This is a genomic window from Sphingomonas sp. CCH15-F11 (assembly GCF_001557005.1).
In the GTDB taxonomy this organism is placed as follows: domain Bacteria; phylum Pseudomonadota; class Alphaproteobacteria; order Sphingomonadales; family Sphingomonadaceae; genus Sphingomonas.
Genome location: NZ_LSKG01000005.1, coordinates 1 through 26,039, shown reverse-complemented (window position 1 = coordinate 26,039; position 26,039 = coordinate 1). Strand labels below are relative to the sequence as shown.

30 protein-coding genes are annotated in these 26,039 nt (G+C 69.2%); 21 read left to right on the top strand and 9 right to left on the bottom strand.

All coding sequences use genetic code 11. The features are described from left to right. The first annotated feature begins 1 nt into the window (after nt 1). Nucleotides 2-352 carry a hypothetical protein gene (locus AX709_RS00585; RefSeq protein WP_066482469.1) on the top strand — a complete coding sequence of 117 codons (351 nt, stop codon included), beginning with the start codon at nt 2-4 and terminating at the stop codon, nt 350-352. A 99-nt stretch (nt 353-451) separates the two neighbouring features. Here the strand turns inward: AX709_RS00585 and AX709_RS00580 are convergent, their stop codons facing one another. Then, nucleotides 452-2,944, bottom strand: a complete 2,493-nt coding sequence (locus tag AX709_RS00580) for a PhoX family protein (RefSeq protein WP_066545653.1) — start codon at nt 2,942-2,944, stop codon at nt 452-454. Nucleotides 2,945-3,257: 313 nt separating this feature from the next. Between AX709_RS00580 and AX709_RS00575 the strand changes: the two genes are divergently transcribed. The 3 genes from AX709_RS00575 to AX709_RS00565 are packed head-to-tail and all read left to right on the top strand — an operon-like array spanning nt 3,258 to nt 4,557. Next, nucleotides 3,258-3,659 carry a hypothetical protein gene (locus AX709_RS00575; RefSeq protein WP_066545651.1) on the top strand — a complete coding sequence of 134 codons (402 nt, stop codon included), beginning with the start codon at nt 3,258-3,260 and terminating at the stop codon, nt 3,657-3,659. Beyond that, nucleotides 3,656-4,114: a hypothetical protein gene (locus AX709_RS00570; RefSeq protein ID WP_066684590.1), complete on the top strand. Its 459-nt coding sequence runs from the start codon at nt 3,656-3,658 to the stop codon at nt 4,112-4,114. Before AX709_RS00575 ends, AX709_RS00570 begins: the two co-directional genes overlap by 4 nt. Continuing rightward, entirely contained in the window at nt 4,111-4,557 is a 447-nt protein-coding gene (locus AX709_RS00565; protein ID WP_066482794.1) for a hypothetical protein, read from the top strand. The genes AX709_RS00570 and AX709_RS00565 overlap by 4 nt, the downstream gene beginning before the upstream one ends. On the opposite strand, the gene gspD is transcribed toward AX709_RS00565, so the two are convergent. Genes gspD through gspG form a run of 5 tightly spaced genes read right to left on the bottom strand, consistent with a single transcriptional unit; the run spans nt 4,551 to nt 8,755 of the window. Further along, nucleotides 4,551-6,626: a type II secretion system secretin GspD gene (gene gspD, locus AX709_RS00560; RefSeq protein WP_066482461.1), complete on the bottom strand. Its 2,076-nt coding sequence runs from the start codon at nt 6,624-6,626 to the stop codon at nt 4,551-4,553. The two genes, AX709_RS00565 and gspD, sit on opposite strands and share 7 nt — an antisense overlap. A gap of 10 nt (nt 6,627-6,636) precedes the next feature. Further along, nucleotides 6,637-7,443, bottom strand: coding sequence for a type II secretion system protein N (locus AX709_RS00555; RefSeq protein ID WP_066545647.1), 807 nt, complete (start codon nt 7,441-7,443; stop codon nt 6,637-6,639). Next, a complete protein-coding gene (gspI, locus tag AX709_RS00550; protein WP_066482456.1) occupies nt 7,440-7,817 on the bottom strand; it encodes a type II secretion system minor pseudopilin GspI in 378 nt (125 codons plus the stop codon). Before gspI ends, AX709_RS00555 begins: the two co-directional genes overlap by 4 nt. Continuing rightward, nucleotides 7,814-8,272 (bottom strand): prepilin-type N-terminal cleavage/methylation domain-containing protein, encoded by a 459-nt coding sequence (locus AX709_RS00545; RefSeq protein WP_066482453.1) that lies wholly within the window; start codon nt 8,270-8,272, stop codon nt 7,814-7,816. Before AX709_RS00545 ends, gspI begins: the two co-directional genes overlap by 4 nt. A gap of 6 nt (nt 8,273-8,278) precedes the next feature. Continuing rightward, a complete protein-coding gene (gene gspG / locus AX709_RS00540) occupies nt 8,279-8,755 on the bottom strand; it encodes a type II secretion system major pseudopilin GspG (RefSeq protein ID WP_066482450.1) in 477 nt (158 codons plus the stop codon). Nucleotides 8,756-8,845: 90 nt separating this feature from the next. Here gspG and gspL point away from each other — a divergent pair, with 90 nt between their 5' ends. Genes gspL through AX709_RS00525 form a run of 3 tightly spaced genes read left to right on the top strand, consistent with a single transcriptional unit; the run spans nt 8,846 to nt 11,951 of the window. Next, a complete protein-coding gene (gene gspL, locus AX709_RS00535; RefSeq protein WP_066545720.1) occupies nt 8,846-9,949 on the top strand; it encodes a type II secretion system protein GspL in 1,104 nt (367 codons plus the stop codon). Beyond that, nucleotides 9,949-10,428 carry a type II secretion system protein GspM gene (gene gspM, locus AX709_RS00530; RefSeq protein WP_066482447.1) on the top strand — a complete coding sequence of 160 codons (480 nt, stop codon included), beginning with the start codon at nt 9,949-9,951 and terminating at the stop codon, nt 10,426-10,428. Before gspL ends, gspM begins: the two co-directional genes overlap by 1 nt. Further along, nucleotides 10,425-11,951 (top strand): GspE/PulE family protein, encoded by a 1,527-nt coding sequence (locus AX709_RS00525; protein ID WP_066545644.1) that lies wholly within the window; start codon nt 10,425-10,427, stop codon nt 11,949-11,951. The genes gspM and AX709_RS00525 overlap by 4 nt, the downstream gene beginning before the upstream one ends. Before the next feature lie 27 nt (nt 11,952-11,978). Here the strand turns inward: AX709_RS00525 and AX709_RS00520 are convergent, their stop codons facing one another. Together AX709_RS00520 and AX709_RS00515 are read right to left on the bottom strand one after the other, a co-directional pair. After that, nucleotides 11,979-12,368, bottom strand: coding sequence for a hypothetical protein (locus AX709_RS00520; RefSeq protein ID WP_066545639.1), 390 nt, complete (start codon nt 12,366-12,368; stop codon nt 11,979-11,981). Then, nucleotides 12,358-13,296, bottom strand: coding sequence for an eCIS core domain-containing protein (locus AX709_RS00515; RefSeq protein ID WP_066545636.1), 939 nt, complete (start codon nt 13,294-13,296; stop codon nt 12,358-12,360). Before AX709_RS00515 ends, AX709_RS00520 begins: the two co-directional genes overlap by 11 nt. 5 nt (nt 13,297-13,301) lie before the next feature. On the opposite strand from AX709_RS00515, the gene AX709_RS18445 reads away from it, so the two are divergent. Both AX709_RS18445 and AX709_RS00510 read left to right on the top strand, forming a co-directional pair. Next, a complete protein-coding gene (locus AX709_RS18445) occupies nt 13,302-13,457 on the top strand; it encodes a hypothetical protein (protein WP_156437829.1) in 156 nt (51 codons plus the stop codon). Next, nucleotides 13,454-14,680 (top strand): type II secretion system F family protein, encoded by a 1,227-nt coding sequence (locus tag AX709_RS00510; RefSeq protein WP_066482440.1) that lies wholly within the window; start codon nt 13,454-13,456, stop codon nt 14,678-14,680. The genes AX709_RS18445 and AX709_RS00510 overlap by 4 nt, the downstream gene beginning before the upstream one ends. A gap of 47 nt (nt 14,681-14,727) precedes the next feature. Here AX709_RS00510 and gspN read toward each other — a convergent pair whose 3' ends face one another. Next, nucleotides 14,728-15,348 carry a type II secretion system protein N gene (gene gspN / locus AX709_RS00505; protein WP_231727374.1) on the bottom strand — a complete coding sequence of 207 codons (621 nt, stop codon included), beginning with the start codon at nt 15,346-15,348 and terminating at the stop codon, nt 14,728-14,730. Nucleotides 15,349-15,446: 98 nt separating this feature from the next. Between gspN and AX709_RS00500 the strand changes: the two genes are divergently transcribed. From AX709_RS00500 to AX709_RS00445, 12 genes are all read left to right on the top strand, one after another. Then, a complete protein-coding gene (locus AX709_RS00500; protein WP_066545631.1) occupies nt 15,447-16,511 on the top strand; it encodes an ABC transporter substrate-binding protein in 1,065 nt (354 codons plus the stop codon). Next, on the top strand, nt 16,508-17,077 hold the full coding sequence (locus tag AX709_RS00495; protein WP_066545629.1) for a type II secretion system protein GspJ: 570 nt from the start codon (nt 16,508-16,510) through the stop codon (nt 17,075-17,077). Before AX709_RS00500 ends, AX709_RS00495 begins: the two co-directional genes overlap by 4 nt. Beyond that, entirely contained in the window at nt 17,074-17,958 is an 885-nt protein-coding gene (locus AX709_RS00490; protein ID WP_066545628.1) for a general secretion pathway protein GspK, read from the top strand. The genes AX709_RS00495 and AX709_RS00490 overlap by 4 nt, the downstream gene beginning before the upstream one ends. Further along, entirely contained in the window at nt 17,955-18,722 is a 768-nt protein-coding gene (locus AX709_RS00485) for a tryptophan 2,3-dioxygenase (RefSeq protein WP_066545626.1), read from the top strand. The genes AX709_RS00490 and AX709_RS00485 overlap by 4 nt, the downstream gene beginning before the upstream one ends. Next, nucleotides 18,719-19,861 carry a kynureninase/PvdN C-terminal domain-containing protein gene (locus AX709_RS00480; RefSeq protein WP_066545615.1) on the top strand — a complete coding sequence of 381 codons (1,143 nt, stop codon included), beginning with the start codon at nt 18,719-18,721 and terminating at the stop codon, nt 19,859-19,861. Before AX709_RS00485 ends, AX709_RS00480 begins: the two co-directional genes overlap by 4 nt. 90 nt (nt 19,862-19,951) lie before the next feature. Further along, complete coding sequence (locus tag AX709_RS00475) at nt 19,952-21,448, top strand: CoA-acylating methylmalonate-semialdehyde dehydrogenase (protein ID WP_066545612.1); 1,497 nt, start codon at nt 19,952-19,954, stop codon at nt 21,446-21,448. Beyond that, entirely contained in the window at nt 21,445-22,386 is a 942-nt protein-coding gene (locus AX709_RS00470) for a polysaccharide deacetylase family protein (RefSeq protein ID WP_066545608.1), read from the top strand. Before AX709_RS00475 ends, AX709_RS00470 begins: the two co-directional genes overlap by 4 nt. Next, nucleotides 22,383-22,769 carry a hypothetical protein gene (locus AX709_RS00465; RefSeq protein ID WP_066545606.1) on the top strand — a complete coding sequence of 129 codons (387 nt, stop codon included), beginning with the start codon at nt 22,383-22,385 and terminating at the stop codon, nt 22,767-22,769. Before AX709_RS00470 ends, AX709_RS00465 begins: the two co-directional genes overlap by 4 nt. An 8-nt stretch (nt 22,770-22,777) precedes the next feature. Next, entirely contained in the window at nt 22,778-23,920 is a 1,143-nt protein-coding gene (locus AX709_RS00460) for an acyl-CoA dehydrogenase family protein (protein WP_066545718.1), read from the top strand. Between the two features lie 17 nt (nt 23,921-23,937). After that, nucleotides 23,938-24,318, top strand: a complete 381-nt coding sequence (locus AX709_RS00455; protein ID WP_156454084.1) for a VOC family protein — start codon at nt 23,938-23,940, stop codon at nt 24,316-24,318. Next, nucleotides 24,315-25,358 (top strand): enoyl-CoA hydratase/isomerase family protein, encoded by a 1,044-nt coding sequence (locus AX709_RS00450; RefSeq protein ID WP_066545600.1) that lies wholly within the window; start codon nt 24,315-24,317, stop codon nt 25,356-25,358. The genes AX709_RS00455 and AX709_RS00450 overlap by 4 nt, the downstream gene beginning before the upstream one ends. Before the next feature lie 133 nt (nt 25,359-25,491). Beyond that, the coding region (locus AX709_RS00445) for an enoyl-CoA hydratase-related protein (RefSeq protein ID WP_066545597.1) at nt 25,492-26,039 on the top strand (548 nt) is incomplete at its 3' end.

Below are 26,039 nucleotides of genomic sequence, written 5' to 3'. Positions count from 1 at the left end.
AATGCGCGGATATTGGATGGCACCGATGCTCCTGATCGCCGGATGCGAGTCTTCGCCCGACGTCGCTCGCAACGACATGACCGAAACCACGCTCAACTATCAGGCCGAAGTGGCGAAGCTGAACGAGGGTCAGCGCAACGGCGTGATGATCCGCGCGATCCGCGATGCCGGGATAGCGTGCCAGGGCGTGACCGCGACCGTGCCGATCGGCAGCGACAGCCCCGGCGTCTGGCGCGCCACCTGTCAGGACGGCGCGAGCCATGTCATCCAGATCAACCCGGACGGCAGCGCAAACGTGGTGAGTGCCGCCGCCGCCGGCGACGCGCCGGCCGCGGGCGCACCCGAAAGCTGATCGCTTACGGCCGTTTGGTGAATGCAAATCGGGCGACGCCGGCCTGGCCGACGTCGCCCGATTTTGTCATGCCCCCGATTTTGTGATGCCGACGTCGGGTCAGTAACCGACGACGCCGCCATCGTCCTTGGTGATCACCACCGTCGCCGAACGCGGGCGGCTGCCGGCCGCCGGGCCGGTCTGGCTCGCCGGCCAGTTGCTGGTGATGTTGGCGACGCTGCCGCCTTCGCCGGGATGCTGGATGTTGACGAACAGGGTGCGGCCGTCGGGGGTCGAATCCACCCCGGTGATCTCGCAGCCGACGGGCCCGACCAGGAAGCGGCGCAGCGTCGTGCCGGGCGTACGACCGATCAGCGTTGTCACGGTCGAGGAGGTGCCGTTCGCTGCGGTGTTGGTCACCGTGCGGCTGCCGCCGTCGCCGACCGTGCCGGGAATGCCGACCAGCATCTGGTTGTTGGTGACGTCGGTGAAGGCGCCGTCATCGGTCTGCACCCACAGCAGCGGCATCACCTGGCCCGACGGATTGGTCGGGCGACCGAACCACAGCCCGTCGGGGCTGGAGAAGTCATTAGTCGCATCCAGGCCCGACAAGTTGATGTTGGTCGCGTCGAGATCCGACCCCGCACCAAAGGCATAGATATCCCAGGTGAAGGTGAGCGCTTCCGACGTGTTGCCGGTTTCGCGCAGGCGCAGGATGTGGCCGTTGCGGTTGCCGCGCGACGTGCTGGGCGGATCGACATAGACGCGCGGGTTGGCCGCATCGACCAGCCGCTGGCTCGACGTCACCGTGTCGCCGGGGACGCGGCGATTGGCGTTGTTGGTCAGCGTCAGGTACATTTCGCCGGTGGCCGGATTGACCGCGGTCCATTCCGGGCGGTCCATCGGCGTCGCGCCCAGCGCATCGGCGGCCAGACGCGCGTGCGTCAGCACGTCGGCCTGGTCGGCGAACGCATAGGTCGGATTGCTGGCAGTCAGCGGGCCCTGGCCGAACACCAGCGGACGCCACGCGCCCGTGCCGTCCGCATTGAACACCGCGACATAGAGCGTGCCGTTGTCGAGATACCGGTCGCCGATCGCGAGCCGGTTGGCCGCCTGGGCATCGGCGGCGGCCCAGGGCGTCGCCGACACGAACTTGTAGACATATTCGTTCTGGGCATCGTCGCCCATGTACCAGGCCGGGCGAACGCCCGCGACGAAGCGCGACGGCCAGGCACCTTCATGGTTCATGCGGCCCAGCGCCGTGCGCTTGCGCGGCGTGGAGGTCGGGTCATAGGGATCGACCTCAACGCACCAGCCATATTGATTGGGCTCGTTGCGATAGTCGGCGGTGGCGCTGGCGCCCGTCGCCTGCGCGTCCCATTTGCGGAAATTGGTGTTGGCGGGATCGGCGGGCGTGACCGACGCCCAGCCGTAATTGCCGGTCGTGCTCGTCACCCCGTAGCGGGTCAGCGCGGTCACTTCGCGCGCGGTGCGGCGGGGATTGTCGGCGGCAGCCGGGCGACGGAAATAACCCGCCCAGTTTTCCTCGCAGGTGATGTTGGTGCCCCACGGCGTATAGCCATTGGCGCAGTTGTTGATCGTGCCGCGACCCGCGACGCCAGTGGGCGAGAAGACGGTCTGGATCAGCGCGTTGCCGCGCACGGGACCGTTGAATGCCATCGGCGTGTTGGGCGTGATGCGCCGGTTGAGCGGGCTCGCCTGGACATAGCTCCAGCGGCCGTCGGTGCCACGCACGACCTCGACGATGCTCAGCCCGTGCAGGTCGATCTCGATCGTCGCTTCGGATTCGGGGCGCGCCCCGCCCGCCAGCGTGGTCGGACCATTGGCGTGCAGATATTGCTCGGTGATGTTTTCGTGGTTCATCACCAGCAGGCCGCGTGTGCTGTTGTTGTCGTCGCGCGCGGTGCCGGTCGCGGCCAGGCCATAATAATAAAGCGCGTCGCCGTGATCGCCGGCGCGCTGCGCGAAGTTGGTGTCGGTGCCGTCGTTGCGATAGGCGGGAACGCCCGCCGCGATCGGATCGCCCATGCGATAGAGCACGCTCACCGAATAGCCGGCCGGCACCGTGACGACGTCGTTGCGATTGCGCGCGACCGACTGGAAGCCGAGCGACGGCGGCGCGACATTGACGGTCGTATCCGCCTGGAACGCGACGCCGTTGGTGTTGGTGGCGGTGTAGCGGAAGGTCAGCGGCGTGCTGGTCGCTACCGCCGGCGCGATGAAGGTCGCGCTGCTGCTGTTCGGATTGGCCAGCGAGACGGTCGGACCCGACACCTGGGTAAAGCTCTGTCCGGTGACGGTGCCGCCGGTCGCCGATCCGGTCAGCGTGACAACACGACCGGCCGATGCGGTGCCCTGCGTGCCCGCGCTGACGCTCAACGCTTCCGCATTCGCCGTGCTGCCGTCATCGTCGCACGCCGCGAGCAGCGAGCCGCCGAACACCGCGATCGCGGCGGCCGACGTGCCGCTGCGCATCGTGTCGCGGCGCGAATAGCGCCGGGCGACCAGATCGTTCAGCGTTTCGCGCAGGCTGGGGTTGGTGTCGATATCGCCGTCGCTATAGGCAAGGCTGTTGTCGGGCGTGTCGAGCATGGCGTGTCCCCCAAAAGCGAGAATCGCGCCAGCCGGGAATGCGGCGGCGCCGACGCCGGAATTGGTCTAATCTTGCGACACTATGATGTTGGTGAAGCGACAGAACGGTGAACCAAATAAAACATTCGCATGACAGCCTGGCCCGCGGGCGACAAACGCCTTGTGTTCACGGGGGCAGGGGCTAGGCGACGTCGGGATGACGGACGGCGCGCCGCGATCATTGTTCGACCAGTTGGGCGCGCGTCTTCGTGGGCGACCGTGGCGGCGAACGGGCGCGACCGCACCACGCGCGCCAGCGCATCGGCACGCAGCGATGATCGCGCTGCTGCTTGCGTCGATCCCGTTCAGTTCGTGGATCGGTGCCGAATGGCTGACGCGGGGCGCGCGGGCGGATGTGGCCGCGATGGCGCGGCGGGCCGCGCCGATGCGGCTGGCCCGCGCGGGGGAGGCGCGCACGCGACGCAACCTGGCAAAGTGGGTCGCCGCGCCGCACGCGGTCCAGCAAGTTGATCGTCTGGGCAGCGCGCTCGACGATGCCGACCGCCTCGTGTCGGTCGAGCGCGCTGCCGATGGCATGCTGGCGGTCGATGTGCTGACGGCCGACCCGGCGCGGCTGCGCACGCGGCTGCGCGCCGTACCGGGCATTCCGCCGCTGCGCACCGTGGCGGAGCGACGTGGCGACGGCGCGCTCATCGTGCGGTTCAGATCGCGATGAGGGGTCTCGTATGGGGCATTGCCGTCGCCGGACTGCTTGCGAGCTTCCCCGCCGTGCGCGCGGTGAACGCGCTCGCCACGGTGCGTGCAGAGCGCGCGGTGCTTGCCGCAGAGCTTGCGGCTGGCCCGCCGCGCTCCACACCGCTGGTCGAACCCGGCCGCGCGCGGGTCGTGGCTGGCCGCAAGGCGGCGCAGGGGATGCTGGCGGACGAAACGCGCCGCCGCGCGCGGGCGGGCGGAGTGCTGGTCGAACGGCTGGACGTCGCGACGGGCCAGGACGCACCGGGGTTGACGGCAATCCGCGTGCGGCTTTCCGGATCAGAGAAGGCGGTCCTCGCGCTGGTCGGCGAGTTGGAGCGCGACCGCCCGGTCACGCGGTTTCGCGCGTGGCGGCTCGCTGCCGATGCGGACGGTCGGCTGACCCTTGACGCGGTGCTGGTCGCGCCATGGCGATGAAACGCGATCAGCCTCTGGCCCTTCCGGCGGCTGCACTGGCGGCGATCGTCGTCCCCATGCTGGTCCTCGCGCTGGCGGGGCGGGGCGGGGCCGCGCCGGCTCGCCACAGGGCGCCCGCCCCACCGATCCGTATCGTCCCCATGGCGGCTGAAGCGACGCCCCGCCTGTTCAGCCGACCCCTGTTCGCGCCCGATCGATCCGTCAGCGGCGACGGGGTCCCCGCCGATGCGCCCGCGCTGGTCGGCGTGGTTGGTCGAATCGATCGCGACGCGGTGGCACTGGTGCGCGAAGCCGGCGGGACGGGTGCCGCGCGCGCGCTCGCGGTGGGGGAGTCAATCGACGGGTGGCGGCTCGTGTCGCTGACGATCGACGCCGCCTATTTCGAACGGGCGGGCCGGCGCGCGCGCGTGCCGCTGCCCGGCGATCCCGCCGTCGATCAGTAGATGCCGTCGATTTCCAGCGTCAGCCGGGGTGCCTTGCGCCGGATCAGCAGGCTTTCGCGCTTGGTCAGTTCGGCTTCGTCGCGGCGCAGGCGATCATAGCGGCTCTGTGCGGCGGTGGTCGCATCCGCGCCGTCGCGAATGATCGTCGGCTTCAGGAAGATGAACAGCGACCGCTTGGTCCGCGACTCGCGCCGCGCCTTGAACAGCTCGCCCAACAGCGGGATGTCCCCCAGCACCGGCACCTGACTGCGCGACGACCGCTCATCGTCGGAGATCAGACCGCCGAGCACGATCGTCGATCCGTTGTCGGCGAGCACCTTGGTCGTGATCGAGCGCCGGTTGGTGATCAGGTCGGTCGCGTTCTGCACCTGGACGGGCGCGATCGACGACGCCTCCTGTGCGACCTCGAGCTGGATCGTATCGCCGGCGTTGACGCGCGGCAGGATGCGCAGCTTGATCCCGACATCGCGCCGTTCGATGGTCGTGAACGGGTTGACGTTCGCCCCCTCGGTCAGGATCGATCCGGTGACGAAGGGCACTTCCTGGCCGACGGTGATCTCGCCGACTTCGTTGTCGAGCGCCATGATCTGGGGCGTCGAGAGCAAATTGGCCTTTTCCGAAGTGCCGAGCGCCTGGACGAGAATGGAGAAATCATTGCCGAACGCGACGTTCCCGGTCAGCCCGCTGCCCAGCAGCGCGCCCGCCGGCACGCCCAGCGCGGTCAGGATGCCGCCGAGCGAGGGCGAGCCGGTGTTGCTGAACGACGTCGCCGCCCCCTCGACCTGATCGAGTACCGCGCCGCTGGTGCCGAGCTGGATCGCGAGCTGTTCGGCATCGTCGCCGGTGATTTCCGCGATCGCCGCCTCGATCAGCACCTGCGGCCGGCGCACGTCCAGGTCGGCGATGATCCCCTCGACCGATGCGATGGCGGCCGGCGTGCCGCGGACGACGATGCCGTTGATCTCGGGCGCGGGCTGGACCGTCAGACTGGGGGTGGAAAAGCCGGCCGGCGTCGCCGCGCGCCCGCCGCCGCTTTCGGACGGGAGCGTCACCGATCCCCCCTGCGACCCGCCCTCGCCGTCGCCGACCGCGTCGCCCAGTGCGGCCTGCGCCGCCGAATTGCGCGCGATCAAGTTGGATACCGCCGCCGACGGCCGGTTGACGCGTCCGGCACCGCCCTGAAGGCTGCGCGCGACGGGGTTGGTCGCTTCCGCGTCGATCCCCAACACGCCGCGCAGGATTTCGGTCACCGATTCGGCATCTGCATAGTTCAGCCGGAACAGGCGCGTTCGCGGCGTCGCGCCGCCGGGCGCGTCGAGCACCTGGGCGATGCGCCGCGCTTCGGCCACCGCTGACGGTGTCCCGCGGACGATGACCGTGTTGCTGCGCGCGTCCGCGGCGATGCGCGTCGTGCCCGCGCCGTTGCCTTCGCCCAGTACCCCCTGCAGCGACTCGGCGACCTGCGCCGCATCGCCGTTCTTCAACAGGATGGTGGTAAAGGTCGACCCGCCGCCGCCGTCGAGCGAGCGTGCGACCTGCTCGACGCGGCGCACATTGTCGGCATAGTCCGTCACGACGATCGCATTGGGGCTGGTCAGCGGCTCGACGCTGCCAAAGCTCGCCACGAGCGGACGGACGACCCGCGCCGCGTCGGCAGACGACACGTTCGCCAGGCGAATCATGCGGGTGACCAGTTCCTGGCCGCCGCTCGACCGCGACGGGACCCCGCCGTCGCGAATCGCGTTCGCCTGGGGCACGATGCGCCACGCCCGGCCGGATCGCACCGCGGCAAAGCCATTGGCGCGCAGCACCGACAGGAACAATTCCCACGCTCCCGTCGCCGTCAGCGGATCGGCGGACGTCACCGTCACGAGCCCCTTCACATTGGGGTCGAGGATCAGCGTGCGGCCGGTGATGCGCGAAATCTGGTCGGCGACATCGGCGATTTCGACCCCGCGCATGTTGACGACAATGTCGCGCGGCTCGGCGGCGGTCTGCGCCAGCACCGGCTGGAGCGCGACGGCGCTCAACGTCAGGGCGGCGATGGCGGAGCGGATGGGTTGGCGCACGGGTGCAACTCTATTCCAGAGGGATCGTGATCGTAATCTGTTTGCCGTCGCGCAGGATGTTGACCTGCGCCTGCCCCGATTCGACCGCGGCGGCAAGCGCGGATTCGGCAGCTGCGGGGCTGCTGAGCGATGCGCCGTTGATCGACTGGATCACGTCGCCGGGCCGCATCCCCGGCGGCGCGGCGCTGCCCACGGCGAACCCGTTGGCGACGGGGCGCGCGTCGAGGCGTTTCATTGCCTGCATGACAGAAGCCGAGGCCGGGACGGGTCCCGGCGCGCCGCCCGGCCGCGTCGGCGCGGGGGCGGCGGTCGGCGCAGCGGGCGCGGTCGCGGCGGTGCCCGCGGCCGGGCCGGACGCGCCCGGGGTCAGGTTCGGGAAGGCAAGAAACTCGGCCCGACCGGCATTGTCGATCAGCACGCGGTCGCGCAGGATCCCGGTGATCGTGGCGCCTTCCAGCCCTTCACCGACGCGAAAGGGGCGCGCGGGCTGGCCGCCGACCTCGATGAACGCCGCGGCGAGGTCCGGCGACTGCGCGGCGATCACGCCCTTCAGCACCGCCGCAATGCCCGTCGGCTGGCCCGCTTCGGCGACGGTGGCGGCGGTGCCGAACGGCGCGAGCGCCAGGATCGGGCCGGGATCGACGGGCGCGCTGACCGCACCCCGACCGCCCGGCACGGTGATTGCGCCGGTGCCGGCATGGCCGGCAATCCGCCAGGTCAGTCCGGCCAGCGCGACGGCCACCGAAATCACCATCAGCGCCGTCAGGATGTCGAGCGTAGTGCGAATCTGGCGCGAGGAGAGCGGAAACCCGGTCACGAGGCCGCACCTGCGACAAAGCCGTCGAGCACGGCAAGCGAAGATTTCTCCCCGCGCGCGAAAACCTCGATCCGCACCCGATCCACCTCGGGGTCGCCAGTGCGGCGGCGATCGACCGTGACGCGCCACGGCTGGCCGAGCAGGTCGACTTCCCCGGTATTCGCTTCCGGCAGGCCGAGCTCGAGCTCCGCCAGCCGATTCTCCGCCACCCACATCGCCGTTGCCCGCCTTTCCAGCGCGCGGGTGGAATCGATATGCGTTTCGACGGTGCGCACCAGGCCGACCGTGGCGATCGCCAGGATCGCCAGCGCGACGAGCGCCTCGATCAGCGAGAATCCCGCCTCCGGTGCCTCCGACGCGCGACGCGGTCTCATCGCCCGGTCGCCGGCCGTGCGGTGGCGGTCAGGCCGTCATAGGTCACGCGCCACCGCTGGGCGCCGCTGGCGATCGTGGCGGACAGCTGCGCGCGGCCGCCGTCGATGCCCAGGATGATCGGCGGGGGCTGGTCCAGCGTGACGACGATCCCGTCCGGCAATTGGTGAAAGGCGAGCGCACCGTCGGTCCGCTGCACCCAGCCGTTGCCGCTGTTGATCGCGAAGCCGTAGCCGTCCTTGGCGGCGGTGAACGCGACCATCCGATCGCCCAGCATCGCGTCGTCCGCGGCCGCCTGGATTCGCCCTGCCAGTCGGCGCGCCTCCGTCTCGACATTCGGCGCGCGGGTCGCCGCCCCGATGCCCAGCGTCACCGCGCCCGCCATCACCCCGATGATCGCCAGCACGATCATCATCTCGATCAGGGTCAACCCGGCTTCGGCGTGGCGTACCCGCATCGGCGATCAGTTCCGCGCGCCGCCGATGTCCGCATCCAGTCCTTCGCCGCCCGGCTTGCCATCCCGCCCGAGCGAGATGAGCGAAAAGGTCGTGCCGTTGGATTCGTAGGCATAGGGATTGCCCCACGGATCGACCGGGGTCTGGGACAGATAGCCGCCCTCGGGAAAGCTTGCCGGCACCGGTGGCGTCGCCGGCCGGACCGCGAGCGCCTTCAGCCCCTGCGACGTCGTCGGATAGGTGCCGTTGTCAAGCCGATAGAGCTTGAGCGCGCCCGAGATGCTCGCGATGTCCGTCGTCGCGGTGGTGACGCGCGCCTGATCGGGGCGGCCGATCACGTTGGGGACGATCAATGCCGCCACGAGCGCGATGATCGCCAGCACGACGATGATCTCGACCAGCGTCAGCCCGGCCTCGCCGCTGCGCATGTGCGCGGGACGCTTGCCGTCGCCCGTGCCGGGTGCCACGGTGTCATCGACCAACATGTCGTCGAATTGTCTCAAAACTATGTGCATCCCCGTCCCATGCGTTCGATGAATGAAAGCAATGTTACAGCCGGGCTTCCCGCGGCGGCGATGACCACCGTTCGACACGAGCGCGCAGCCGGCCCGGCCGACGGCGTGTGGACGCTGGCGGACGGGCAGCCGAGCATAGTCGATCCCGATGGCCCCGCAACCGTGCTGGTGCCGAGCGAGCAGGTCCGCGTGATCGCGGTCGACCTGCCGCTGCGCAGCCGCGCCCGCCGGCTGGAGGCGCTGCCCTTTGCGGTCGAGGACCAGATCGCCGATCCCGTCGACAGCGTCCACCTGGCGCTGGGGGCACCGATCGGCGACCAACGCTATCTGGTTGGGGTGGTCAGGCATGCGGTGATGGCGGCCTGGATCGCCGACCTCGAAGCGGCGGGGCTCGACCATGCGGCGCTGGTCCCCGATGCGCTGGCGCTGCCGCAGGCGGCCGACGGCGGCTGGACGGTCGCGCTGGCCGATGGCAGGGCGCGGGTGCGCACCGGCGACGGGGCTGGCTTCGCGGTCAATGCAGGCCTGCTCGCCGCTGCCTGGGATCGGGCGGGGCGGCCGGCGATTTTGTGGCTGGGCGACGCGCTGCCGGGCGCGATGCAGGACGCGGCGCCCGCGGTTCCGGCAGCGGGTGAGGCGGATGCGCTGGCGGCGCGACTGCAGCGTCCGCCGCTCGACCTGCGCCAGGGCAACTATGTCCGGCGGGTCCGGATCGGCGGCACCGGTCAGTGGCGCCGCCTGGGCTGGATCGTCGGACTGGGCGTGGCCGCGCACACGCTGATCGCCGTGGCGGATACCGCGATGCTTCGCGTGATCGCGGATCGTCGCGAGGCCGATACCCGTGCGCTCGTCGCGTTGATGGCGCCGGGCGCGGTCATCAGCGAGGATGTCGCGACCGACGCGACCCGGATGTTGCCGGTGCCGCAGGCGCGTGAGCGGTTCTTGCCCCTGCTCGGCCGGGTGTCGGCTGCGCTGGCGCCCGTAGCGCCAGAGCTTTCGGTGCGCGCGATGCGCTTTGCCGGGACGACGCTGACCGTCGAGCTCGACGCGCGCGAGGCCGGGCTGGCCGAGCGGGTCAACGCGGCATTGCGCACCGCCGGGGTCCGTGCACAGGCGACCGCAGGGCCCGACGGCCTGGTCCGCATCGTGGCGGAGGGCGCGTGATGGCCGTGTGGCGCGAACGCCTGTCGGGCCTGTCGCTGTGGTGGGCGGGACTATCGTTGCGGGAGCGCGTGCTCGTTGGCGTGCTCGCCACGCTGCTGGGGCTGGCGGTCCTGATCTACGGCGTGGTGAAGCCGCTGCAGGCCGCGCGCGCCGATGCGATCGCGGATATTCGGGGCTTCGAGACGCTGAACGCCCGCATCCGCGCGGCGGGGACGCTGGTGACCGCGCCGCAGCCCCAGGCCGACGGGCCGATCGAGGCGCAGGTCGCCGCGGCTGCCAGCCGCGCGGGCGTCAGTGCTGCGATCGTTCCTGCCGGCGGCGGCGGCGCGCGCGCGACGATCGCTGATGCGCGCTATGACGCGCTGATCGCGTTCCTGGCCGATGCGCGCCAGTCGAGCGGGGTCGGGATCGCCCGCGCCGACATCACGCGCCTGCCGACAAGCGGCCATGTCGCCGCGACGATCGAGTTCACGCGATGACGCCCGCCGATCCGCTCGCGCTGACCGAGCCCGCCGCCGACGAAGCGCCTGCGCCGGCCGCCGCGCGCCTGCCCTACGCCTATGCGCGCCGCCATGGCGTCGTCCTGTCCGCGGACGATCGGGGACCGGGCTTCGCATGCCGTCATCGCGCCGACGCGCCGCTCGAGGCGCTGCTCGAGGTCCAGCGGATCGCGCCCGATGCGCGGTTCGAGGAAGTCGACGCCGCCGTCTTCGATGCGGCACTGGGCGCGGCCTATGCCGAACGCGCCGGGGCTGCGGCCGAGTTCGAGATGGACGAGGTCGATCTGGCGGCGCTCGCCGACAGCGCGGCATCGGTCGACGACCTGCTCGACACGCGCGACGATTCGCCCGTCATTCGCCTCATCAACGCGATCCTGCTGGAAGCGATCAAGGAAGGGGCGTCCGATGTCCATGTCGAGACGCAGGAACGCCGGCTGGTCGTGCGCTTCCGCATCGACGGGGTGCTGCGCGACATCGTCGAGCCGCAGCGCGCGCTCGCGCCGCTGCTCGTCAGCCGCATCAAGGTGATGGCCAAGCTCGACATCGCGGAACGCCGCGTCCCCCAGGATGGGCGCGTCACGCTGCGCATCGGCGGCCATGATGTCGACGCGCGCGTCTCGACCATCCCGACCCAGCATGGCGAACGAGTGGTGATGCGGTTGCTGGAGCGTGGCGGCATGACGCTCGACCTCGCCAGCCTGGGGATGAGCGAGCGCGACCGCGCGGTGTTCACCCGGCTGCTCGAGCGGCCCAACGGCATGTTGCTGGTCACCGGCCCGACCGGATCGGGCAAGACGACGACGCTCTATACCGCGCTCACCCGGCTCAACGACCGCAAGCGCAACGTGATGACGGTCGAGGACCCGATCGAATACGAGCTGCCGGGCATCGCGCAGACCCAGGTCAATCCGCGCACCGACATGACCTTCGCCCGCGGCCTGCGCGCGATCCTGCGCCAGGATCCGGACGTCATCATGGTCGGCGAAATCCGCGACCAGGAAACCGCGCAGGTTGCGGTGCGGTCGGCGATGACCGGGCACTTCGTGCTGTCGACGCTGCACACCAATTCGGCGGTCGGATCGGTCACGCGGCTGATCGACATGGGGGTCGAACGATATCTGCTCGCGCCGATGGTGGTCGGGCTGGTCGCCCAGCGGCTCGTGCGCAAGCTGTGCACCGATTGCCGGCGGCAGGATGCGGCGGGCGAGGGCGATGTCGCGCTGCTCGGCGGGGGTTTGCGCGTCGGCGAGCCGGTGTGGCGCGCGGTGGGATGCGATGCATGCCATGGCGACGGCTATCGCGGTCGCGCCGGTGTCTATGAGGTCGTCGCGGTCGAGGACGCATTCCAGGCGATGATCCATGACGGTGCGAGCGAGGCGGAGCTGGAGCGCGCGGCGCGCGCCGGCGGCAATCCCGGCCTGATCGACGATGGCGTCGCCAAGGTGCGCGCCGGGCTGACCACGGTCGAGGAAGTTGCCCGCGTCGTGCGCGAGGACGCCTGACACCCCTGTCCGCCGGATCGCCGAGGATCAGCGCGGGTCGGGGCGATAGTCGAACTCGACCGCGCCGGACAGGCCCATCCCGGCGACCCTCACCCGATATCGCGCGCCCGGGCGCAGTGGAGCTGCCCCGTCGCTGCCGAAGCCGGCGGGGGGCATGCCGTAGACAAACACGTTCACGCAGGCGGTGCTGCGCGAATCCTGGCTGATGTCCCACACCGGCAATGCGTCGGCGGGGGCGGCGGGATAGACGCTGACGCTGTCGATGCAGGGCGGGTCGTCGCCGGATGCGCGCCGGATGTTGAGCCGAACCTCGCCGCCGCGCTGATCGACGTCGATCTCCACGCCCTGCTGGCAGCCCGCGAGCGCGATCAGCGCGGCCGCGGCGAGGACGGCGCCTCGCCGACGCTCAAAGGCCATAGATGCCCGTGCCCTCCAGACGCCGCTCAAGATCGCGGATTTTCGCCTGATCCTCCGGCCGGGTGGATTCGCGCACGCGGGCATAATCGCCGACCATTTCGGCCTGACCCTCGATCGTCTCCTGCGCAAAGGTCGTCTGGCGCTCGTCATACCGGTAGACGGCGTTGCGGTCGCCCCCGTGCGCAGCCAGGTCGCTGGCATATTTCGCCCCGAACGAACCATAGCCCATCTCTTCATACTGTACGACATGGGCGAATTCGTGAAGCAGCAGCTCACGCTCCGCGCCGGGCTGACCAAGGTCGGACGAATAGGACCTCGGTGCCAGGTAAATCGTGTCGCCGATCGTGATCGCCGGATTGCCGCCGATTCGGAACGCCGCATGCGCGGCCGGGGAGTAGCCCGCACCATTGACGATGCGCACATTATCGAGGTCGACCCGGTTGCCATAGGCGGCGCGAACGGCGCTACGCTCGTCCGGCGTGAGCGGGCGGGCCCGGTCGCCCCGCATCGAATCGGCAAGCGCGTCGGCGGCACCGTGCGGAAGTGCGGCGAGTCGTTCGCTGACCGCATCCGCCAATCGCTTCAGCTGGTCGGTTCCCATGCGCGCGAGCTCCGCGGCGCTGGGCAGGCGCGGCAGGCCGGGCAGTCTCGGCAGCGTCGGGATGCCCGGGATTTCGGGAACCGACGGCAGGGGGATGTCGGCGATCATCGTTTCGCGCATCAGCTCCCCGGTTTGCACCGGGGTGAGGGCAGGTGCCGCCTGATTGAAGCGGGCGAGCGCGGCGGCCGGGTCCTGCGCTGCCAGCGCCGTGATCTCGCGACCGATTGCATCGGTATCGACGCGGCCCAGTCGATCGAGCGGCAGCGGATCCGCCGGCAGCGAAGGGCGGTCGGCAATCGCGGGGGAAACGCTGTTGATCGCGGTCATCGTCAATGTCCTCCGTCGACACGGTCAAGGTCGCCGCGACACTGGTCCGCCGCCGCGCGATCGCAAATAGTCGCTTCGACTATCCGTCGGCGGGGCTGTCGCCCGTCATGCGGCTGTGCTTAAAGCGCGCGTCGACATCGGGTGAGGATTGCGGCCCATGACTGCCTATGCCTGGCGTGCCGCCGACCGGAGCGGTGCGGAAAAAAAGGGCATCATCGAAGCTTCGTCGCCCGCCGCGGCGCGCGCGCTGCTGCGTGAACAGGCGCTGCTGCCGCTGCGGGTCGAACCCGCCAATGATCGCGGGCCTGCAGCCGGCGCGATCCGGCTGCCGGGCCTGGGACGGCGCGGGCCGAACGCGCGCCAGCTGGCAACGATCACGCGCCAGATCGCGACATTGGTCGGTTCCGACATCCCGATCGAGGAATCGCTCCGGCTGGTCGCCACCCAGTCCGAAGTGCCGGCGATCAATTCGCTGCTGCTCAATGTGCGCGGCGCGATCCTCGACGGCCGAAGCTTCGCTGCCGCGCTCGGCCAGTATCCGCGCGCCTTTCCCGATTTCTACCGCGCCTCGGTCGCGGCGGGCGAGCAGTCGGGCAAGCTCACCCACGTCCTCAACCACCTGGCCGAGTTCGTGGAAACCCGCCACGCCAATGGCCAGAAGCTGCAGCTCGCCTTGCTTTACCCCGCGCTGCTCGCGGCGGTCAGCTTCGGCATGATGGTGCTGCTGATGGTCTATGTCGTGCCCGACATCGTCCGCGTCTTTGTCTCGCGCGGGGCCGACTTGCCCTTCCTCACCCGCGCACTCATCGCGATGAGCGCCTTCATCCAGAATTACGGACTGATCGTCGTGATCGCGGCGCTGGCTGGTTTCGTGCTGTTCGGGCGCTGGAACCGGCGGCCGGAGAACCGGCTGCGCGTCCATCGCTGGTTCAACGCGCATCGGCCGTTCGCGCGCTTCAGTCGCCAGTTCAACGCTGCGCGTTTCGCGGGCTCGCTCGCCACGCTGGTGGAAAGCGCGGTGCCGCTGGTGGAGGCGCTGCAGGCGGCTGCTGCCGTCACGCCCAATTTGTGGGTGCGCGAGAAGGCGCTGGGTGTCGCCGCGCGCGTGCGCGAGGGGGTCAGCCTGCGCGGGGCGATGACCGAGGCGGGCGTGTTCCCGACGATGCTGGTGGCGATCGTCGCCTCGGGCGAATCGAGCGGCCGTCTCGCCCCGGCGCTCGGCCGTGCGTCGAACGAACTGCAGCGCGAGCTGGACGCGCTGGTCTCGACCCTGGTCGCGCTGGTCGAGCCGCTGGTGCTGCTGGTGATGGGCGGGCTGGTGCTGCTGATGGTCCTCGCCATCCTGCTGCCGATCATCAACCTCAACAATCTGGTGCAGATTTAGGGGCGGGCACACCTGCCCGAACCAGTGACCCTGTCGGGCCGATCGGCCTACAGCGATCCCCGGATGCTTGCGCCCGCCGGAATGCCGGTAAAGGGCAGCGCGGCCGCACCGTCGGGCGTCATCCTGACCGACAGCGTGCCGTCTTCGCCGAGCGACGCATCAACGAGCGTCTTCAGCCGCTGCGTCTGTGGGGTCAGGCGGATACGGCTTTCATTGCCGATCGGCTCGGCGGTCAGGCGCAGCGCCTCGACCGGGCTCGTCGTGCCCCCGCGCGCGAGGGTGCAGGCGCCGGGATCGGTAACGATCGTCCCTTCCGCGCGTTGACCGCCGCCGCTGCCGAGCACCAGTTTCTTCATCTCGACCTGCATGGTCAGATCGCAGGTGAAGCCCAGGTCGGGCCACGCGGCCTCGATCAGCCGGGCGTCCGCCGAGCCGCTGACCGCATCGAGCACCCAACGGCCGGGCCGGACGAGGATGCGCCCGCCGAGATCGGTGTTCACGCCCGTCGCGCGCCAGTCCGCGGCGAGCCCGAGACTGGTCAGCGAGCGCAGTGGTGCGAAGTCCCAGCGCAGCGTGCTTCCGCCCGCGACGCCGACCTCCCCGTGCCATATCGTGCCCGACACGCCCGTGCGCCAGGGTTTGTTGCGGATGATGATGCTGGCGGGCATGGTCACGACCATCGCGAGCAGATACGAGGCTATGCCGATCCCGGCGAACAGGATAAGACGCCGGCGACCCTCGAAATTTGCCGACTCCGGAGCCGGTGATGAACCGTCGTGAAACGCTGAAGCTGCTGCAAACCGGCCTGGTGCTGTCGTCGGCTGCACTGTCGTCCACTCCCTTGCTCGCGCACGCCGCGACTGCACCCGCCGCCAAGCCGAAGCCCGACAAGCGGCCGGTCGCGCTGCTGCTGCCGCTCACCGGTCCGCGCGCGGCGCTGGGCCTTAGCATGGCGCAGGCGGCCTCGCTCGTCGAAAATGCGCCCGGCGCGCTTGTCCAGTTCGACACCGGCGGCACCGCGGCCGGCGCGGCGCAGGCGGCACAGGCGGCGCTGCGCCGCAAATGCGCGATGATCCTGGGTCCGCTGCTGTCGGAGGAGGCGGGTGCGGTCGCCACGGCGGCGGGCGGGCGCGTGCCCGTGCTCGCCTTTACCAACGATCGGGCGGTGCAGGCGCCGGGCGCGCATGTGTTCGGGATCACTGCCAGCCAGGCAACGACCGCGATGCTGCGTTACGCGCGCTCGCGCGGCGTGCGCGACGTGCTGGTTCTGGGCGATGGCGGGGCGTGGTCTGCGGCATCGGCGGCCGCCGCCATCTCGGTGCAGGCCGAACTCGGCATGACGGTCCGAGCGGCCGATGTGATTGCCGGCCAGCCCGCGCCCAACCTCGGCGACGCGCCCGATGCGGTCCTGGTGCCCGGCGGCGGCGAAGCCGCGCTGGCGGCGGCGCGCAACCTGCGCAGCACCGGCGTCCAGTTGCTGGTGACCGTGCAGGCGCTGGATTATCAGCCGGCGGCGATCGCTGCGCTCGAAGGGGCGTGGATGGCCAGCCCCGATCCCGATCGTTTCGACAGCTTCGCCAGCCGGTTCGAGGCGCGTCACGGCGGCAACCCGGGCGCGATCGCGGCGCTCGCCTATGACGCGGCGACGATCGTCAGCGGGTTGCGCGCCCAGGACCTGCTCAGCCGGGACGGGCTGCTCAATCCGCGCGGCTTCGAATGCGTGACGGGGCCGGTCCGCTTTCGCACCGATGGCAGCTGCGCGCGCCAGTTCGCGATCCTGGCCGCCACCAACGGCGTGTATGAAAAGGTCGCTGTCGCGCAGGGCACATGAGCGAGCGTCCGACCACGCATGAGCTTCCCGGACATGCCAGCGCCGGCTTTACGCTGATCGAGCTGGTCATCTCGCTCGGCCTGTTCGCGCTGATCGCGGTGGCGGGCATCGCCATGGTCGACGGCATCCTGGGCGTCCAGCGCCGCACCGAAGCGCGGCTCGATCGCATGGCGCAGGTCAATCGCGCGATGTTCGCCGTGGCGAGCGACCTGGATCAGGTGACCAACGGCCCGATTGCCGGCGATGCCGCGGCGGTTTCGTTCATGCGCGTCGCACCCGGTCAGGGTGGGCCGCCATTGCCTATTCGCTATCAAAGCGCGGCCGGCGGGCTGTTCCGCGTGGTCGCCGGCCGGCCGCAATTGGTGCTTCCCGGGATCGCCGCGGCGCGGTGGCGTTATCTCGATCAGGATTGGCGCACGGCATGGCCACCCGATCCCGACAGTGCCGAACGCTGGCCGCGCGCGATCGAGATGGAGGTGACGCTTGCCCCGGGCAGCGGGCCACAGGGCCTGCTGCGCCGGATCGTCGCGCTGCCGGCGCGACCACGCGTCGGGGGCGAACAATGACGCATGGAAGCCGTTCGCCCGGCGAGCAGGGCATGATCCTGGTCAACGTCCTGTTGTTCGTCGCCATCGCGGCGGGGCTGGTGCTGTTGATGATCAACCGCGAGGAGCTTGCACTGGATCAGGGGCTGCGCGGGCGCGAAGCGGCGCGCGCGGCGGCGATCGCGCGCGGCGGCGAATTGTCGGCGCTCGCCGCGCTGCGCCGTGACATGGCGGACGCCGCCGATGTCGATTATCGCGGCGAACCCTGGGGTGCCGTCGCGCAGCAGCGCGTCGAGATCGACGGCGGCACTTTCGAGCTTGCGATCGCCGACGCGCAGGACCGGTTCAACATCAACAACGTGCTGAGCGGCGATGCGGGTGCGGTGACGATGTTCGAGAATATCGGCACCTACGCTGGCTTGTCGCGCGACGAGATCATCCAGGCGATCGGGTTCGTTCGCCAATATGGCCCGGTCAGCGATCTGCGCCCGCTGCGGCTGGCGGGGGTGGCCCCGGATGTCGCGGCACGGCTGGAGCGGCTGGTAACCGCCCTGCCGGGCGACACGGCGATCAACCTGAATGCCGCCACGCCGGAGATGCTGCGCTATCTGTTTCCCGACAATGCGGCGGCCGAACGGCTGCTGGCGATCCGTGCACGCAACGGCCAGCTGGTGCTGAGCGATTTCGCCGATGCCCAGCTCTCGCCGCCCGCCGGCACGCGCTTTTCCTCCGACACATTCTGGGTATGGACGCGGGCGACGATCGGCGACACCCGCCAGCAGCTGGCGACGCTGATCCAGCGACGGCGGGGTGCCGATGGCGATGAGGTCGTTCCCGTCGCGCGCTGGCGCAACGCGGCGGTCCCCGCCGCTGCGCCGCGATCGGAGCGCGACGCCGGATGACCGAACCCCCGATGACCTATGATCGCTATCTTGCGCTCGACCAGATCCTGACCGCGCAGCATGCGATTTCCGATCGTCATGACGAGCTGCTGTTCATCATCATCCATCAGACCAAGGAACTGTGGCTGAAGCAGGCGATCGCGGAGCTGACCCTGACGCTCGACCTGATCCACGGGGATCGGCTGGTCGAAGCCTATAAAAGCCTGGCGCGGGTCTCGCGCATCCAGTCGGTGATGACGCTGTCCTGGGATGTGCTGGCGACCATGACCCCGTCCGACTACACGCGCTTTCGCCATGTGCTGGGCACCAGCTCGGGCTTCCAATCCGACCAGTTCCGCGCCGTCGAAGTGATGCTGGGGATCCGCGAGGGCGCGCGCCACGGGCCGCTGACCGCCGCCGCCGCTGCCCGGCCGAGCGTGTGGGACGAGGCGAACGCCGCGCTCGCCCGCGCCGGTTTTGCGCTTCCCGACACCGCGCTGGCGCGCGACTGGACGCAGCCCTATGTCCCCGATCCCCAGGTCGAGGCGGCGTGGGCGCAGGTGTATCGCGAGACCGAACGCTGGTGGGGGCTTTATCAGCTCGCGGAAAAGCTGGTCGACCTGGATGATGCGCTGGCGGCGTGGCGGCACAAGCATGTCCTGACGGTCAGCCGCATCATCGGTGGCAAGCGCGGCACCGGCGGGACCGCCGGCGTCCCCTATCTCGAATCGACGCTGCGCAAGCGTGCCTTTCCCGAACTCTGGTCGCTGCGGACACTGTTGTGACCGCCAGTTACAAGCATCTGTTCCAGCGCGCGATCGCCGCCGATCCCGAACGGCTGCACTTCGCCGCGCACAGCCACCATCTGTGGCCCGACGCGAGCTATGTCGGCCAGCTCGCCGCCTGGACCGATGCTGCGCGGCTCGCCGATCGCAAATGGGACCGCGTGCTGGACGAACTGTGGCCGGCGGCACAGGCGCACGTCGCGGCCGAGCTCAATCTGCCCGACCCCGCGACCGTCGTGTTCGCGGGCAACACGCACGATTTCCTCGTCCGCCTGATCCTGAGCGTGCCGCACCGTCCGGTGCGCATCCTGACCAGCGATGGCGAGTTCCACAGCTTTCGCCGCCAGGCATTGCGCTGGGAGGAATCGGGGGAGGCGATCGTGGCGCGCGTGCCCGCGGGCGAAGGGACGGACGGGATCGTCGCGCGTACCGGCGCTTTCGCGCCTGACATCATTCTGGTCAGCCAGGTGATGTTCGGCACTGGCCGGCTGGCCGGCGATCTTGCGCCGGTGGCGGCGTTGGCGCGGCCCGATGGGCCATGGGTGGTCGTCGACGGCTATCACGGCTTCATGGCGGTCGAAACCGGCCTAGCCCCCCTTGCCGACAGGGTCTTTTACCTCGCCGGTGGCTATAAATACGCGATGGCAGGGGAGGGTGTGGCAATCATGCACGCGCCGCCGGGCCATGTGCCGCGCCCGGGGATCACCGGCTGGTATGCCGAGTTCGAGGATCTGGCCGTACCGCCGGGCCGGATCGGCTTTGCTCCCGACGCGCGGCGGTTCATGGGGGCGACCTTCGATCCGTCGGGTCTATACCGCTTCGTCGCGGTGCGCGACATGCTGGCGGATGAGGGGCTGGATACGCGCGCGATCACCGCGCATGCGATCATGCTGCGCGATCAGCTCCGTGCCGGGTTGCCCGCGACCGCGCTCGGCGAGGCCGAATGGCTCAACCCGCCCGGGACCGGGACGGAACGCTTCATGGCGCTGCGCCATCCCGACGCGCCACGCTGGCAGGCGGCGCTGCTGGCAGACGGCGTCATCACCGACGTGCGCGGCGACGTGCTGCGGATCGGCTTTGGCCTGTACCAGACCGCACGCGATGTGGAGCAATTTGCCGCGATTTTGCGGAAGTTGTGAGCGCGCAAGGCTTGTAATGCCGCCCCCGCTGGGCAAAAGCCCGAGCTAAGAGCCGTAACGGCCGAACGCGAAAGCCCGCTGGAGAGTTTGATGCATGTGATCGACCATTTCGTCGTCAGCCAGCCCGGCGGCGCGGCGACTCGCCGTGGCGAGGTATTCGACCCAAATTCGGGCGCGGTGCAGGCGCATGTCGTGCTGGGCGATCAGGCGGTGCTCGACGCAGCGGTCGCCGCGGCACAGGCGGCGCAGCCCGGCTGGGCGGCGACCAACCCGCAGCGCCGGGCGCGCGTCATGTTCCGTTTCAAGGAACTGGTCGAGGCGAACATGGACGCGCTCGCCCACATGCTGTCCTCCGAACATGGCAAGGTGATCGCGGATGCCAGGGGCGACATCCAGCGCGGGCTGGAGGTCATCGAATTCGCCTGCGGCATCCCGCACGTCCTGAAGGGCGAATATACCCAGGGTGCCGGGCCGGGCATCGACGTCTACTCGATGCGCCAGCCGCTGGGCATCGGTGCCGGCATCACCCCGTTCAATTTTCCCGCGATGATCCCGATGTGGATGTTCGGTGTCGCGATCGCGTGCGGCAACGCCTTCATCCTCAAGCCGTCGGAACGCGACCCCAGCGTGCCGGTGCGCCTCGCCGAACTCATGCGCGAGGCCGGGCTGCCCGAGGGCGTGCTTCAGGTCGTGCATGGCGACAAGGAGATGGTCGACGCGATTCTCGACCACCCGGCGATCGGCGCGGTCAGCTTCGTGGGATCGTCGGACATCGCGCATTATGTTTATCGGCGCGGCGTCGCTGCGGGCAAACGCGTGCAGGCGATGGGTGGCGCGAAGAACCACGGCATCGTCATGCCCGATGCCGACCTTGACCAGGTCGTCGCCGATCTCGCCGGTGCGGCATTCGGCAGCGCGGGCGAACGCTGCATGGCGCTGCCGGTGGTGGTGCCAGTGGGCGCGCAGACGGCCGACCGGCTCCGCGAAAAGCTGATTCCGGCAATTCATGCGCTGCGGGTGGGCGTGTCGACCGATGCGGAGGCGCATTACGGCCCGGTGGTAAATGCTGCGCACAAAAAACGCGTCGAGGACTGGATCCAGACCGGCATTGACGAGGGCGCGGAGCTGGTGATCGACGGCCGCGGCTTCACGCTCCAGGGTCACGAACAGGGCTTCTTCATCGGCCCCAGCCTGTTCGACCGAGTGACCCCGGACATGGCGAGCTATCGCGAGGAAATCTTCGGTCCCGTACTCCAGATCGTCCGGGCGGCCGATTTCGAGGAAGCGGTGCGGCTGCCCAGCGCCCACCAATATGGCAACGGCGTCGCGATCTTCACCCGCAACGGCCATGCTGCACGCGAATTCGCCGCTCGGGTGAATGTCGGCATGGTCGGCATCAACGTGCCGATCCCGGTGCCGGTCGCCTATCATACGTTCGGCGGGTGGAAGCGCAGCGCGTTCGGCGACACCAACCAGCACGGGATGGAGGGTGTCCGCTTCTGGACCAAGGTGAAGACGGTGACGCAACGCTGGCCCGACGGCGCGCCCGACGGCAGCAACGCGTTCGTGATCCCGACGATGGGATGATCGTGCGCCGGGTCATCCTGCTGCTGATCGCGCTTTTCACGTGCGGTGCGCCTGCGCAGGCGCAGGACAAACGTATCGCGCTGACCTTTGACGATGTGCCGCGCCAGCCCGGCGCGTTCCTGACCCCCGACCAGCGAACCAGGCGTCTGATCGCCGCGCTCAAGGCGGCGGGCGTGCGGCAAGCGGCGTTTTTCGTTATCCCGGGCAATGTCGTCAAGCCCGATCGCGGCGACGGCGAGCGCCACATCGCCGCCTATGTCGCCGCAGGCCATGTCATCGCCGACCACAGCTTCGCGCATCCGGCGCTGCGCGCGACGCGCGCGGACGCGTATCTCGCCGGCATCGACCGTTCGCAGGCGTGGCTGAAGGGGCGACCCGGCTATCGTCCCTGGTTCCGCTTTCCCTATCTGGACGAAGGCGGCAAGGACAAGGCGAAGCGGGACGCGGTGCGTGCGGGCCTGGCGGCGCGCGGCCTGCTCAATGCCTATGTCACCACCGATGGTTCGGACTGGAATTTCGAGATGCTGGCGGTGCAGGCCAAGGCAGCCGGCAAGCGAATCGACCGCGCCGCGCTGCGCGACCTCTATGTCGAGACCCTGGTCGGCGCGGCGGAATATTATGACGGTCTCGCTCGCCAGACCCTCGGCCGCTCCCCCGCGCACGTCATGCTGATGCACGAAACCGACCTTGCGGCGCTCTGGCTGCCCGATCTTGTCAGGGCCTTGCGCGCAAAGGGCTGGACGATCATCACCGCCGACGCCGCCTTTGCCGATCCGATCGCCCGCCTCGCGCCCGACACGCCGTCCGCCAACGGGACGCGTACCGAGATGCTGGCGTGGGAAAAGGGGCTGCCCGCACCCCGCTGGTACGACCGCGACGATCCTGAAATCGGTGCCAGGCTGTTCCGCCAGCGTGTGCTGCACGAGGCCGCGCCATGAACAATGCCGAGCATTTCGACATTCGGTTCGATCCGCGGGACCCGATCCTGTTCCTCCGTCTGAGCGGATTCTGGACGCTGCCCATCGCGCTGGCGTTCGAAGCCGCGCTGCAGGATGCGGGCCGCGACCTGCGCCTGGCCGAAAAATGTACCGGGACGCTGAGCGATTCGCGCGCGTTCCCCGTCCAGTCGGAGGAAGTCGGTGCGGTGCTGGCGCGGATCCGGGTGGCTGGCCCCGGGCGCGAGCCATGGCCGACCGCGATCGTCGTCGGCTCCGCGCTCAACAAGCTCCAGGCCGAACGGGTGATGAAGCGCGACAATGTCCGCGTCTTTCTGGACATGGACGAGGCGCGGGCTTGGCTCCGCGCGCGAACAGCGAAATAGGGATGGGCATGACTCAGTTTGATCTGACCGACGACCAGCGCGAGATCCAGGAGCTCGCGCGTCGCTTCACCGCGGATACCATCACGCCGTTCGCCGCTGAGTGGGACGAGAAGCACATTTTCCCCCGCGACACGATCCGCGCGGCGGCGGAGCTCGGCTTTGCCGCAATCTATGTGTCAGAGGAATCAGGCGGCATCGGGCTGGGCCGGCTGGAGGCGGCGCTGATCATGGAGGCGATGGCCTATGGCTGCCCGTCGACCAGCGCGTTCATCTCGATCCACAACATGGCCGCGTGGATGATAGACCGCTTCGGCAGCGCGACCCTCAAGGCGCGATACCTGCCCAAGCTGGTCGGCATGGAATGGATCGCCAGCTATTGCCTGACCGAGCCGTCATCAGGCTCCGACGCCGCCGCGCTGAAGACAAGGGCGGTGCGCGACGGCGACCATTTCGTGGTTACCGGCACCAAGCAGTTCATCTCGGGCGGCGGCGAGAACGAGCTCTACCTCGTCATGTGCCGCACCGGCGAGGACGGGCCGAAGGGCATCAGTTGCCTGGCGATCGAAAAGGACATGCCGGGTGTCAGCTTCGGCGCGAATGAGCGCAAGCTCGGCTGGCATTCGCAGCCCACCGCCCAGGTAATCCTGGAGGAGGTCCGCGTGCCCGTCGGGAATCTCGTGGGCGGTGAGGGCGAGGGGTTTCGCATCGCGATGATGGGGCTCGACGGCGGGCGGCTCAACATCGGCGCCTGCTCGCTGGGCGGCGCGCAGCGCTGCCTCGATGAAGCGATCGGCTATGTGAAGGACAGGAAGCAGTTCGGCCAGGCAATCGCGGACTTTCAGAACACCCAGTTCATGCTGGCCGACATGGCGACCGAGCTGGAGGCGGCGCGCGCGCTGCTCTATGTCGCGGCCGCGAAGGTGACCGCCAACGCGCCCGACAAGACGCGCTTTGCCGCGATGGCGAAGCGGCTGGCGACCGACACGGGATCGAAGGTGGTCAACGACGCGCTCCAGCTGCATGGCGGCTATGGCTACCTCATGGACTATCCGATCGAACGCTTCTGGCGCGACCTGCGCGTCCATTCGATCCTGGAGGGCACCAACCAGGTGATGCGCATGATCGTCGGCCGCGACCTGTTGCGCCAGTGATCGGCCCCGCATTGTTCATGGTGACCGTGATCGTGCCGGAAATGCGTGACGCGGTCGCGCACTATACCGGGCAGTGGGGTTTCTCGCTCGCCGAGGACGGGATGCACGTCTCCGGGCATCGCTGGGTCGAAATCAGCACGCCCGGCGGGATGCGCGTCAGGCTTGCCGAGGCCAGGGATGATGCCGAGCGGGTGGTGATCGGACGTCAGGCCGCAGGCCGCGTCGCCTTTTTCCTCGAAAGCGGGGACCTTGATACGGATGTCGAGCGGCTGCGGTCCAACGGGGTCGCCATCCTCGAACCCGAGCGGCACGAGCCATATGGTCGCGTCGTCGTGCTCGCCGACAAATTCGGCAATCGGTGGGACCTGATCCAGCCGAACAGACAAGGTGCGCCATGACTGAAGACGTGCTCACCCAGCTCGACGGCAAGGTCGGGCGTATCCGGCTGAACCGGCCCAAAGCCATCCATGCATTGACGACCGAGATGTGCGCCGCGGTCAACGAGGCGCTGGTGGCGTGGCAGGACGACGCGTCGGTCGAGGCCGTGATGATCGATCATGCCGAGGGCCGCGGTTTCTGCGCCGGTGGCGACATTCGGATGATCGCCGCATCGGGCGCGGGCGACGGCGTGGCGGCGCGCGCGTTCTTCCATGAAGAATATCGCATGAACCACTGGCTGTTCACCTATGCCAAGCCGGTTGTGGCGTTCATGGACGGCATCACCATGGGCGGCGGTGTCGGCATTTCGCAGCCCGCGCGGTTCAAGGTCGCGACCGACAATACCCGGCTCGCCATGCCGGAGACCGGCATCGGCCTGTTCCCCGATGTCGGCGGCGGCTGGTACCTGTCGCGCCTGCCCAAGCGGATCGGCCAGTATCTGGCGCTGACGGGCGCGCGCGTGGACGGCTCCGAGTGCCTCGCGCTGGGCCTGGCCACCCATTATCTGTCGGGCGACATCCTGGAGGAGGTGAAGCGTCAGATCGTCCGCGATCCGCAGTCCATTGCGGCGATCCTCGACGAGTTTTCGGTACCGCCCGCCCATGCGCGCATCTTTACGCATGCGAGCGCGATCGACCGGCTCTTTGCGAGCGACCGACTGGAGGAGGTGCTCGCCGCGCTTGAGAGCGACCCGAGCGACTTCGCGGGAGAGACGCTGGCGACGCTGCGGACCAAATCGCCACAGACGATGAAGGTCTCGCTCAAGCTGCTGCTCGACGGCGCGACCATGCCGACGTTCGAAGACGAGATGCGCCAGGAATATGCGGTCGCGACCCGCGTGTGCCAGCGCCACGACTTTATCGAAGGGGTGCGCGCGGTGATCGTCGAGAAAGACAATGCGCCCCGCTGGCAGCCGGCAAGTGCCGACGAGGTCAGTGACCACCTGATCGACCAGATCTTCGCGCCACTGCCAGCCGATCAGGAATGGACGCCGGGTTGAGCGCGAAGAGCACCCTGCCTTCCGTTCGTTTCGAGCGAAGTCGAGAAACGTCCTTCGGTTCGGCCCGGCTCGCGTTTCTCGACTTCGCTCGAACCGAACGGCTATTGTGAAGCTGCATTGTGCGGAGATTTGAATGCCTTACGAAACCCTTTTGACCGAAACGCCCGCCCCCGGCGTGCTGCTGGTCACGCTCAACCGGCCCCAGGCGCTGAACGCGCTCAACAGCCAGGTGCTGGCAGAGCTGCTCGACGTCATGCGGGCCTTCGATGCCGACCCGGCGCTCGGCTGCGCGGTGCTGACCGGTTCGGCCAAGGCGTTCGCCGCGGGCGCGGACATCAAGGAGATGCAGACCCGGGGCTTCGCCGACATGTACGGCCATGACTTTTTCGCGGGCTGGGACCAGTTCACCCGCACGCGCAAGCCGATCATCGCCGCGGTCGCGGGCTATGCGCTGGGCGGCGGGTGCGAAGTGGCGATGATGTGCGACTTCATCCTGGCCGCCGACACCGCGAAGTTCGGCCAGCCCGAGATCAAGCTGGGCGTCTCGCCCGGCATGGGCGGGTCGCAGCGCCTGGCGCGTGCGGTCGGCAAGGCGAAGGCGATGGAAATGTGCCTGACCGGCCGGATGATGGACGCCGCCGAAGCCGAACGCGCCGGACTGGTGAGCCGCGTGATCGCTGC